Annotated in this window: 1 protein-coding gene; it reads right to left on the reverse strand. The window is 33.8% G+C overall.

Translation table 11 applies throughout. The annotated features are described in order from the left end of the window. On the reverse strand, positions 1-728 hold a 728-nt coding region (locus tag AC1DTM_RS30050), incomplete at both ends, for an ABC transporter permease (RefSeq protein WP_477001656.1).

Below are 728 nucleotides of genomic sequence, written 5' to 3' on the forward strand. Positions count from 1 at the left end.
GAAATAGAGAAATCCCGATTGCACCTCCGCTCGATCTCGTTAAAACAGAAATCATAAATGCAAATGCAGCATACACCAGAGTTGGTAGCCACGATAAAATATAATATTTACTTCCTTCTACGAAAATATTTTGTTTTATTATATTTCCGTTTTGAACGACAAATTCAGTCCAAGCTGGTTGTTGGAATTTATAAATAATTAGCCCACATAATACGGAAAAAATCATATTAAATATAAATAATAATGCCGAAAATATAACGATTGCCAAAAACTTAGATGTTAAAATTTTAAATCGGCTCGCCGGACGAATCGTTAAAAATTTATATGTTCCCCAGCTATATTCATTCGCAAAAATTGTACTCGCATATACGAGAATAAACGGAAGTAAAATAGGAAAAACAATAAAACCAGTATCTCTCATGAAAGAAAGTGGAGAACTACTTGCTGGCGCTGTATTCGTATCTAAATGCTTCATTTTAAGCTGGTATTCCTTTACAAGCTCGTCTCCTGACTTTCCTGTTAAAATATCCTCTTTTTTCATGCCGAGCTTTTTCTCAATTTCTACAGTGCGTTCTGTATAATCCGCTTTCCACCCTTTTGTTTCTGGCTCTAAATACTTTACCGTAACCCATCCTAACCCAATAATTAATACCGCAATAGCTGCAAAAGGAATAATCGTTCGCTTTCGCTTAAATATTTTATACAGCTCGTTATAAACTAAATTAAAC

It is taken from the genome of Bacillus sp. P4_D3, from assembly GCF_056401855.1.